Here is a 9,809-nt window from a genome sequence, read left to right as displayed (position 1 = left end):
GGCGGCGGGCGGCACGACCGCGACCCCGGCCGCCGAAGCGGGCCCGGCCGATCTCGGTGTGCCGCTCCAGGACGTGCTGCTGCTCGGCGGCACCGTCGCCCCCGGCCCCGGCGGCACCCCCGTGCTCTGGGAAGCCTCCTCCGGCGCCCCCGCCCACCTCAACGCGGTGGACCCGGCCACCGGCGCCGCGGTGGCGCGGCTCGACCTGCCGGGCGCCGCCGGGGCCTGGGCGGTCGACGCGACCCCCGACGGCAGCGTCTACGCCGGCACCTACGGCGACGGCCGCCTCTACCGCTGGACCCGCGAGGGCGGTGTCGCCGACCTCGGCCGCCCGCTCCCGTCCGAGAACTTCGTCTGGTCGGTGGCGGCGGGCGAGGGCGCGACCGTGTACGGCGGCACGTCGCCGGGCGGCCGCCTGTTCGGCTACGACCCGGCGACCGGCTTCCGCGACTACGGCAAGCTCTCCGCCTCCCACGCGTACGTGCGGAGCGTCTCCTACGCCGGCGGCAAGATCTACGCGGGCACCGAGAACCCGGCCGCCGTCTTCGAGGTGGACGCCGCCACCGGCGTGGCCGAGGAGCTGCCCACGCCGCCCGGTCTGGACGTCACGGACAAGTGGGCCTACGACGTCAACGTCGCCGGCGGCTTCCTCTTCGTCAGGTACGGCAGCGCCTTCCCGGGCCCCCTGCACGTCTGGGACATCGCCGCTCGTGCCTGGACCGACACCCTCGAATCCGCCCACGGCCTGGACGTCTCGCCGCCCGACGACCAAGGACGGATCTACTTCGTGAAGGGCGGGGAGCTGGTCGGCTACGACCCGCGCACCCGTACCGTCTCCCCGACGGGGATGCCCTTCACCGGACGGGTCGCCAACACCCGCGGCATCGGCTGGGCCGAGCTGGGCCTGCCCGACTACCCCGGCAAGAGCCTCGTCGGGCTGCTGTGGCGCGGCCTGATGTTCCGCTACAACCCGCAGACCGGCGCCAGATCGTTCGTCCAGACGGGCATCCAGGGCGAGCCGATCGACATCACGGCCATCGCGGACGGCCCGGACGGCCGCGTCTACGTGGGCGGCTTCCTCAACGGTGGTTTCGCGGCGCTCGACCCGGTCACGGGGGAGCGGGAGGAGTTCCACACCTTCTCCCAGAGCGAGGCCATGACGGCGCACGGCGGCAAGCTCTACGTCGGGGCCTATCCCGAGGCCAGGGTCTACGCCTACGACCCCAGCCTGCCGTGGAACAGCACCGAGTACTCGCCCAGCCCGGAGCCCGGGCCCGCGCCGAACCCGGCTCGGCTGCTCGACTTCGCCGCCGACAAGCAGATCAGGCCGCGCGCGCTGACCCCGGCGGGCAGGTACGTGGCGATCGGGACGATGCCCGACCTCGGGCAGCTCGGCGGCGTGCTCGCCCTCTGGGACACTCGGGAGGGCCGGATGGCCTACTCCCAGCGGCATGTGGTCAAGGACCAGAGCATCGTCTCGCTCGCCTACCGCGACGGCGTCGTCTACGGCGGCACCTCGATCTACGGCGGCCAGTCGGCCACCCCGCCGACCCAGCCGGAGGCGAAGCTGTTCGCCTGGTCGGTGCGGGAGAAGAGGCTGCTGTGGGAGCTGGTCCCGGCGGCCGGCAAGCCCGCCGTCCCCGCGCTCGCCTTCGACGACCGCGGCCGGCTGTGGGGGGTCGCGGGCGGCGAGGTGTTCGCCGTGAACGTGGCCACGCGCAAGGTGGTCTCCCGGGTCACGCTGTCGGACAGCGCGTCGTCCTCCGGCGCGCTGGTCTTCAACGCCCGGGACCGCCGCCTCTACGGCGCGCACGCCGGCGCCCAGGTGTTCGCGCTCGATCCACGTACGGGCAAGCGGTCGGTGCTGAAGGAGGGACCTGTGCACCACCTCGCGGTGCACAGGTCCGGAGCCGTCTACTTCGCCGAGGGGCCGAAGTTGTTCAGGTATCAGCCGCAGAGCCGGTAGGTGGAGAAGTTCTCGAAGCGTGACAGGTACATGTGCTCGTCAGGCCCCTTGAGCAGGATCGAGATCGGGCGGGCGATGAGCGTCAGCGCCATCGTCCCCCGGTCGATCCGGTACGCCTTGCCCTGCACCTTGCCGTACAGCCGGCCGTCGCGCCCCGGCTCGATGTTGGTGTCCAGCCAGACCTGGGTGGCGGTGGACCACGGGTAGGTCTGGTGCTTCACGGTCCGCAGCGCCTGGCCGGTGGCGGGATCGAGCTCGAACAGCGCGTCGGGGCTGAGCCCCCACAGCCTGCCGTCGCCGTCGAAGGTGATCGAGCCGAGTGCCAGGTCGCCGGCCACGGGGGTGCTCGTCCACCTGAGCGAGTCGGTGGCGATGTCGTAGGCGAAGGCGTGCGCCGCGTCGCCCTGCGGGACGCCGGTGGCGCCGAACGCCGACGTGGTGCCGTAGAGGACGCCGTCGCGGTAGGCGAGGGCGATGATGCTCTGGCCCAGGATGAGGTTGCGCCTGATCACGGTCCTGCCGGTGGCCGGGTCGAGCAGGCCGAGCGCGCCGCCGACCGAGCCGGCCTTGGGCACGGTGCCGAACGCCAGCCAGTCGCCCGCCGACACCATGGCGAACGGCCGGTCCTGCTCCTGGCCGGCGAGTTCGAGCAGCTTCCTCGGCTCGGTGCCGTCGAACTCGTAGATGCGGGCGCCGGGGTAGACGCCCAGGTAGAGCTTGCCCTTGTGGGTGACGATGGCTTCGCTCTGGCCGACGTTGGCCCAGAACTGGGATTGACCGGTGGCGGGGTCGTACGCGGCCAGGCCGCCGGTGAAGAAGCCGCCCGCGTAGACGCGCCCGTCGGGGCCGACGGCCATGGACCTGATGGAGACGGGCTGGCCGGTCAGGGTGGATGCGAACAGCTTGCCGCGGCGGCTGTGGCGGTCGTAGTGCCAGAGGCGGCCGGTGGAGGAGGTGCCGACGAGCGTGCGGCCGTTCCAGCCGAGGGTCCTGGCGGCGCCGCCGCCGAGGTCGGTGAAGCCCAGCTTGGTGATCTTCCTGGTCCTGAGGTCGTACGCGACGAGCTCGTCGCTCTGGACCAGGTAGACCTGGTGACCGTGCCGGCCACCGCCCACGGTGAGGCTGTCGATGTCGTCCACGACGTCGCGCCACGTGCCGGCGGCCAGGTCGTAGACGCCCATCGGGTTGGTGCCGGTGGTGGTGCCGAAGCGGACCAGAAGGTGGCGGCCGACGACGTCGAGGTCGTAGGCGTAGCCGCTGCCCGTGATCGGCGGGTCGATCACCTTGACGAGGGTTCCGTCGGGCCGCAGCACGGCGACCTTCATGCTCTGCGCGCCGACGCCGGCGTAGATGGTGCCGTCCCCGGCGATGGCGAGGTCGCGGATGTACTGCTCGCCGGGAACGGGGCTGCCGAGGTCGTCGATGCGGCCGGTCGCCGTGTCGTAGCGGAACAGCCGGCCGTTGGGCGAGGTGCCGCCGTAGACGGCGGTCCCGTCCGGGCTGGCCGCGACCGTCCAGACGAACGTCTCGCCCGGCACGGCGATGCCCAGCTCGCGCACCTCGTCGGTGGCGGGGTCGTAGCGGAAGAGCCTGCCCATGGCCCCGGCGGTGGCGTTGTAGCTGCCCACGTAGACGGAGTGGTCGGGGGCCACGGTGACGGCCCAGGAGCCGAGCGCGAGGGGAAGCGGCCGCTCGGCGACGAGGCTCGCGTCGGCGGCGTTCCTGATGCCCAGGATCGCGGGGCCGGAGGCGCTGGAGGTGACGGAGTAGAGGCGGTCGCCGTCGAGGGCGGTGCCCGCCGTGGTGGCGCCGGTGAGCGGCAGGGTGCCGAGGCTCTGGAAACCGCACCCCGTCGGCGGTGCGGCGGTTTCGGCCTGGGCCGGAGCTGCGAGAGACCAAGCGGTCAAGAGGAGGACGACGAGTAAGCGCATGGGCCTACCTTCGCTAGAACGGCATAACGGTCTTGACCGTAATCCTGAGCTCTGCCCATGGCAAGACCGCCGCCACGCCGATCCGGCATGCGGTACGGGGGAGGGCTACCGGGGTGGGGACCGGAACAGGCGCGCGGCCTCCTCCGGAGTGTCGCGGACCGTCAGGGGCGCGGGGCTGAGCGCGTCCAGGCGCCGCCGGAAGTCCGGCCTGATGCCGGTGAGCACCATGGTCCCGGCCTTGGCGCCGTCCACCTGCTGCTGCGCGGTGATCAGGGCGGCGACCCCCATCGCGTCCCAGAACGTCACCGCGCTCAGGTCCATCACCAGCCGCGGCTCCGGCTCACCGGAGACGACGTCGCGGACCACGGCGGCGAGCTCCAGCGCGGCCTGGTCGCCCAGCGACCCGGACAGCTCCAGCAGGACGTGCGACCCCTGATCGCGGCGGCTGAGGCCGAACCGCGCGTCGTGCCCGTCCGGGGGGAGGACGAAGTCGGCGACCGCGACGGTACCCTCCGGGCCGGAGCCGATCGTGAACCGGTCGGGCAGGAAGCGGGCGATCCACAGCCCGTGCCCGTGCTGGACGGGCCACCGGGCGGCGTCGGGCACGGGGGTCCGCGCCTCACCCGCGGCGTCTCCCGCCTGCCGTGCCTGCGCCGGGGCCCCGGCGTTCCCCACCTGTCCGGTGTGCGGCAGGGCTTCGGTGTCCGCGTCCGGCCGGGGGATTCGGGTGCTCAGGGACGGTCCCGCGTCGCTGACCTCGCACCGCAGCGCGCCGGCCATCCGCCGGATCCGCACCCGGCCCGTACCCGCGCCGTGGACCACCGCGTTGGTGGCCAGCTCGTGCACGGTGATCACCAGGTCCATGGCCCGCCCGTCGGGCAGGCCGGCGTGCGTGGCGTGCGCCTCCAGCGTGGCGCGCAGCGCGTACAGCAGGCCGGCGTCGAACGACTGGTCGAGGATGAGGTCCGGATCGCCTTTCGCGGTCGGGGGCAGGTTCACGGACTCGTCATCGACCATGACCGGTCACCAGACTGATCCCCGGAATGCCGCCGGCCCCCAGCAGCACGAATCTCGACGCGGTCGCACGGCTGCACCGCAGATCCACCTTGCGATCGGGGGCCACGCTCCTGGCCGCCTCCATGATCATTCGGGCGCTGGAGAGGTCGATGAATGCCAGCTCGGCCATGTTGACGGTGATGTCGCCTTCGCCCCTGATCGCCTCGGTCAGCGCCATCCTCAGCGCGTCCTCCGCGGTCCGGTCCATCTGCCCGGCCAGCCGGATGCCGGGTGGCGCGTACTGGCGGCATATTCGTAGCAACGGGTCGTTGTGGTACGTGGCGGCGGCCACCGAGTGCGTGTGGAACGGCGACACCGACGCCAGGGTGACCGGGTCGAAGCGGTCGCGGTCGTACTGGCACAGCACCGAGACGCTGGTGCCGGAAAGCGCGGTGGCGATCTCCTCCTCGAACGCCGGCAACTGCTCGATCCCGCTGACCGGCTGGAGCGCCCACCCCATGTCGAGCGCCACCCGCAGCCCGGAGTAGCCCTCGTCCGCGGTCTGCTCGATCTGGTCGCGCAGCCAGCCCATGGCGTGCTCCACGGCGAACGCCTGCCCCGACAGCAGGCCCTCCTTGCAGGCCAGGACCTCCATCCGGCCGTTGGCGGTGGCGGACTGCACGGAGATCCCGCGCTGGCCGAGCTCGGCCAGCGCCTCCTGCGGCTCCACGCACAGCCACACCACCCGCAACCCGCCCTTCAGCCCGTCCCGCACGAACGCCGCGGTCAGGTCGTGGAGCTCCTCCGGCTCGCCGAAGGTGAGGCAGGCGTGATCGTTGACCGTGAGGTCCGTGATCTGCACTTCCGCGTCCGTCACCGCGCCACCTGTCCCCTCGCGGCCGCCGCCGCCCCACACACCGCCGGACCACCCAGCGTAGTGACCGGCCGCAACCGGTACGCCCCTCGGGACGGTTTCGCCGTGACCGTCGCGGAGCGCGCGGCGCCTGTCCCCTCACAGCCGCGTCCGCCTTCCCGCCGGTTCAGAGGTGTCCCGCCGGACCCTCATGGCCACCATGGCCGCTACACGTGTGCCCGCAACGAGGGGACGCACACATACATCCTTGGCTCTTCCGGCGGATGACCACTGGCCCGGCACACGCCTCGTCCGCCACCGGACGGGCGCCGTCGTGGGGGAGGGGGACGTCCTCGCCCAGACCGACCAGGTGAGTTCGCGGCCCGGCAGCACCACGTACGGCGCTCGGCCATCCGGAGCTGGTGGCGGTGGAGCTGTCCCATGGATCGGGCGTCATCGTCGCCACGAGACGTGCCGCCTGACCATCCGGCCGGGTCACCACAGCTCGATGGAGCGCGTGAAGATGCCCGCCACGTCCTCCTCGGTCACCGGCGCGGGAGCGGTCGCGAGCAGGCGCTGCTGCCTCATCGTCCCCTCGACGAGGGCGTCGATGTCGCCCGTGCCGAAGCCGACGGCGCCGATCCCGTTGGGGACGCCGACGTCGCGCATGAGATCGACCAGGACGCTCGGCAGGAACTCGGCCGCCTCGGCCGGCTCCTCCCTGTCCGGGGCGAGCAGCCGGGCGGCGCGCAGATGGCGTTCCGGCGCCGCCGGGAAGGTGAACCTGAACGCCTCCGGCGCCGTGAGCGCGACCGACATCCCGTGCGGGACCATCGGCTCGTCGCCGGGGTAGTCCTTCGGGTGGAAGTCGCGGACCCGTCCGGCGATGGGATAGGCGTTGGCGTGCGGGAGGTGCACGCCGGCGTTGCCGAAGCCCATCCCGGCGAACGTGGCGGCCAGCGCCATCTCGCCGCGGGCCGCCGTGTCGTCGCCGTGCCGCACGGCGCGCCGGAACGACCTCGCCAGCAGCCGCATGGCCTGCTCGGCCCACATGTCGGAGATCGGGTTCGCGCCGCAGTAGGGCACCCGCTGCTCGGGACGTTTGCGCTCGTTGCCGGTGTACCAGCGGGCGGTGTAGCTCTCGACCGCGTGGCAGAGGATGTCCATCCCGGCCGAGGCGGTCACCCCCGCCGGCTGGGTCAGCGTGAGGTCGGGATCGACGACGGCGAGCGCGGGGCGCAGCGCGGCATGGCTGATGCCGGTCTTGACCTTGAGCGACAGCACGTCGAGCACGCAGATGGTGGTGCTCTCCGCGCCGGTGCCGGTGGTCGTGGGTACGGCGACGAGCGGCTTGAGCGGGTTGTCCGGTGCCCGGCCGTGCCCGACCGGGGCGTTGACGTAGTCCATCAGCTCGCCGGGGTTGGTGAGCATCAGGTCGATCGCCTTGGCGGTGTCGATGCTCGACCCGCCGCCGACGGCGACGAACGCGTCCCAGGGGCCCGCGGCGCGGGCGTGCTCGACGGCGGCGGCGAGGCTGGCGTCGGTCGGCTCGACATGGACCTGGTCGTAGATCCGGGCGTCGATGCCGTGGCGGCGGATCTGCTCGGCGATCCGTCGCGGGGCGCCGGAGGCGGCGACGCCCTGATCGGTGACGATCAGGACGCGCCGGACGTCGCCGTACTGGCCGAGGTCGAAGCCGAGCTCGGCGGAGGCGCCGTTGCCGAACTTCAGCCGGGGCGCGCCGTAGGTGAAGACGGTCTCGGGGGTGACCGGAGGCGTGGTCGTCATGCGGGTTCCCTACCCCCGTGGCGGCAGTCCCCCGCGACACCCGTGATCCGCCCGGAACACCAAGAAGCCCCAGACTCCCGGCGGCTGCCGTGAGCTGGGGCGGGTGGTGGACGATACTGGGATTGAACCAGTGACCTCTTCCGTGTCAGGGAAGCGCTCTCCCGCTGAGCTAATCGTCCGTGTTGAGTTGTCACTCAGAGCGGAAGACGGGATTCGAACCCGCGACCCTCACCTTGGCAAGGTGATGCTCTACCACTGAGCCACTTCCGCATGGCGCTGCACTTTACTTTAGCGGATCCCGTGAGGGACCGCGCCTGACCGAGGTGGAGACGGGATTTGAACCCGTGTAGACGGCTTTGCAGGCCGCTGCCTCGCCTCTCGGCCACTCCACCAGGAGTTCGTACTCCGAGCGGAAGACGGGATTCGAACCCGCGACCCTCACCTTGGCAAGGTGATGCTCTACCACTGAGCCACTTCCGCGTGTCTCCGGCGAAGTGCCGGCCACGGGAAAACCATATCGCCTTCGGAGAGTGCCCGCGCGCGTCCGGCGGGCTCCGGGACGAAATCGGCGGGACGAAATCGGCCACCGACGCGGGGGCCGATCACCGGATCACGCGTACGTCCCGCGCCCGGACGAACGCCACCCGGTGGCCGAGCTGGATCTGGTAGAAGCGCCGGGTGCCCGTGACCGTGACGTGCGCGGCCGGGTCGAAGGAGCCCGCCTTCTGGTACGAGGCCGCCACGATCTGTCCCAGCGTGTACGTCTGGCCGGAGCGGATCACGTACGCCAGCGGCGTGCGCTCCTGGTAGGCGACGCCCGTGCCCTCGTAGGCCGGGTGGCCGGGGTACGCCCGGCCGTACACCCTGACCGTGTCCTTCAGCGGCGTGACCAGCGCGCCCGCGGCGGGGACGGCGGTCGGAGCGGTGGCCGGGTTGTGGAACCACGCCTTCTGGCCGAGGTACCAGATCGCCGTCCAGTCGCCCTGCCGCCCGGCCACGGCGAACCGCTGGCCGGTGGAGGCGCGGGCGCTGTGGTCGTACACGCTGTACGTGCTCGGCTTGCCCACGCGCTTGCCGATGTCGTCGACCAGGGGCGCGTCCTCGCGCGGCTCGGTGCGCAGCCACACCGACGAGGCGCCGTGCGGCTCGCAGGGCCTGGCCGGCTTGGCCTCGGCGCAGCCGGTGAAGAGCGGCTGGTTCGTCGCGTAGTCGGGCAGGATGATCACCGATCTGGCCCGGCCGCCGGGTGCGGGCATGACGGCGGGGGCGGCCGTGAGCACGCCCTCGGCGGCTCCCGGTGCCGGCGGGGCCTGCGCGGGCTCGCCGTCAGGCAGGCCGGAGGCCGGGGGGCCGGCCACCGCCAGGGCCGGGGGACGGGCCGGTGTGCCGGTGATCGGACTGCCCGCCAGCTCCAGGTAGTGGGCCCAGTCCCAGTACGGGCCCGGGTCGTCGTGCATGCCCGGATGGCTCTCGGCCGTGGTGCCCGGGACGTTGTCGTGGCCGAGGATGTGCGCCCGGTCGAGGGGCAGGTCGTACAGGTCCGCCAGGTAGCGCAGCAGCTGGGCCGAGGACCGGTACATCGCCTCCGTGTACCAGGTCGCCCCCCTGGCCAGGTAGCCCTCGTGCTCGATGCCGATCGAGCGGGCGTTGAAGTCGTAGTTGCCGGCGTGCCAGGCGATGTCCCGCGTCCGCACGTGCTGGGCCACGTGCCCGTCGCCGGAGCGGATCGTGTAGTGCCAGCTCACGTAGTCGGGGTCGGAGACCATCGACGGGATGTCGCGGTACTTGGTCTCCGTGTCGTGGATGACGATGTAGTCGATCCGCCGCGTCGCCGTGGCGGGCATCCGGTCGTGGTTGCCGTAGCCGCCGCTCGTGCGCTTGTACGCGGCGGGCATCCACTCGCAGTCGAGCGTCCGGGGGCACTCGGCCGCTCCCGCCGGGCGCGCGGACGGCGCGGCGGGCCGGCGCAGGCCCGGCACGGGCGCCAGGCGGACCACGGAGCCGTCGTCGGTCCTGCGGGTCACGCCCTGGCGGATCACCTCGAACACCTGGTCGGCGAAGGCGTGTGATCCGGGTGACGGGAGCGGGGAGAGGCTCCCGGCGTAGCGGGCGACGGCGTCGTACCAGTCGGCGGGGTCCGAGCCGGTGCGCGCCTGGAGGGAGGCCTTGAGCGAGGCCAGGACGGCGGCGCCGCCCCTGATGTTCGCGGCCGGGTCGGAGCGCAGCCGCGCGGCCGGAAGCCCGGTGAGCCGCGCGGCCCGCTGCAGCGTCGCCC

General features: G+C 72.6%; 6 protein-coding genes and 4 tRNA genes. 1 reads left to right on the top strand and 9 read right to left on the bottom strand.

Going from position 1 to position 9,809, the window contains the following annotated elements; all coding sequences use genetic code 11:
- Window positions 1–1,966, top strand: a 1,966-nt coding sequence (locus ABZS51_RS41400; RefSeq protein WP_355453464.1) for a hypothetical protein, incomplete at its 5' end; no start/stop codon positions are given.
- Here the strand turns inward: ABZS51_RS41400 and ABZS51_RS41395 are convergent.
- From ABZS51_RS41395 to ABZS51_RS41355, 9 genes are all read right to left on the bottom strand, one after another.
- Window positions 1,948–3,897, bottom strand: coding sequence for a hypothetical protein (locus tag ABZS51_RS41395; protein ID WP_355453461.1), 1,950 nt, complete (start codon window positions 3,895–3,897; stop codon window positions 1,948–1,950). The two genes, ABZS51_RS41400 and ABZS51_RS41395, sit on opposite strands and share 19 nt — an antisense overlap.
- Before the next feature lie 105 nt (window positions 3,898–4,002).
- Window positions 4,003–4,914: an ATP-binding protein gene (locus ABZS51_RS41390; RefSeq protein WP_355453458.1), complete on the bottom strand. Its 912-nt coding sequence runs from the start codon at window positions 4,912–4,914 to the stop codon at window positions 4,003–4,005.
- A complete protein-coding gene (locus tag ABZS51_RS41385; RefSeq protein WP_355453455.1) occupies window positions 4,904–5,770 on the bottom strand; it encodes an MEDS domain-containing protein in 867 nt (288 codons plus the stop codon). The genes ABZS51_RS41390 and ABZS51_RS41385 overlap by 11 nt, the downstream gene beginning before the upstream one ends.
- Window positions 5,771–6,241: 471 nt before the next feature.
- Window positions 6,242–7,534 (bottom strand): hydroxyacid-oxoacid transhydrogenase, encoded by a 1,293-nt coding sequence (locus tag ABZS51_RS41380; protein ID WP_355453452.1) that lies wholly within the window; start codon window positions 7,532–7,534, stop codon window positions 6,242–6,244.
- Window positions 7,535–7,638: 104 nt separating this feature from the next.
- Window positions 7,639–7,713, bottom strand: a tRNA-Val gene (locus ABZS51_RS41375).
- Between the two features lie 19 nt (window positions 7,714–7,732).
- Window positions 7,733–7,804 (bottom strand) — tRNA-Gly (locus tag ABZS51_RS41370).
- Between the two features lie 51 nt (window positions 7,805–7,855).
- Window positions 7,856–7,926 (bottom strand) — tRNA-Cys (locus ABZS51_RS41365).
- A 16-nt stretch (window positions 7,927–7,942) separates the two neighbouring features.
- Window positions 7,943–8,014, bottom strand: a tRNA-Gly gene (locus ABZS51_RS41360).
- A gap of 122 nt (window positions 8,015–8,136) precedes the next feature.
- On the bottom strand, window positions 8,137–9,809 hold a 1,673-nt coding region (locus ABZS51_RS41355; RefSeq protein WP_355453449.1), incomplete at its 5' end, for a peptidoglycan recognition family protein.

It is taken from the genome of Nonomuraea sp. NPDC005501 (assembly GCF_040605905.1).
Taxonomy (GTDB): domain Bacteria; phylum Actinomycetota; class Actinomycetes; order Streptosporangiales; family Streptosporangiaceae; genus Nonomuraea.
The sequence above is the reverse complement of the archived record's forward strand: the minus strand, read 5'-3'. Positions and strand labels throughout refer to the sequence as shown.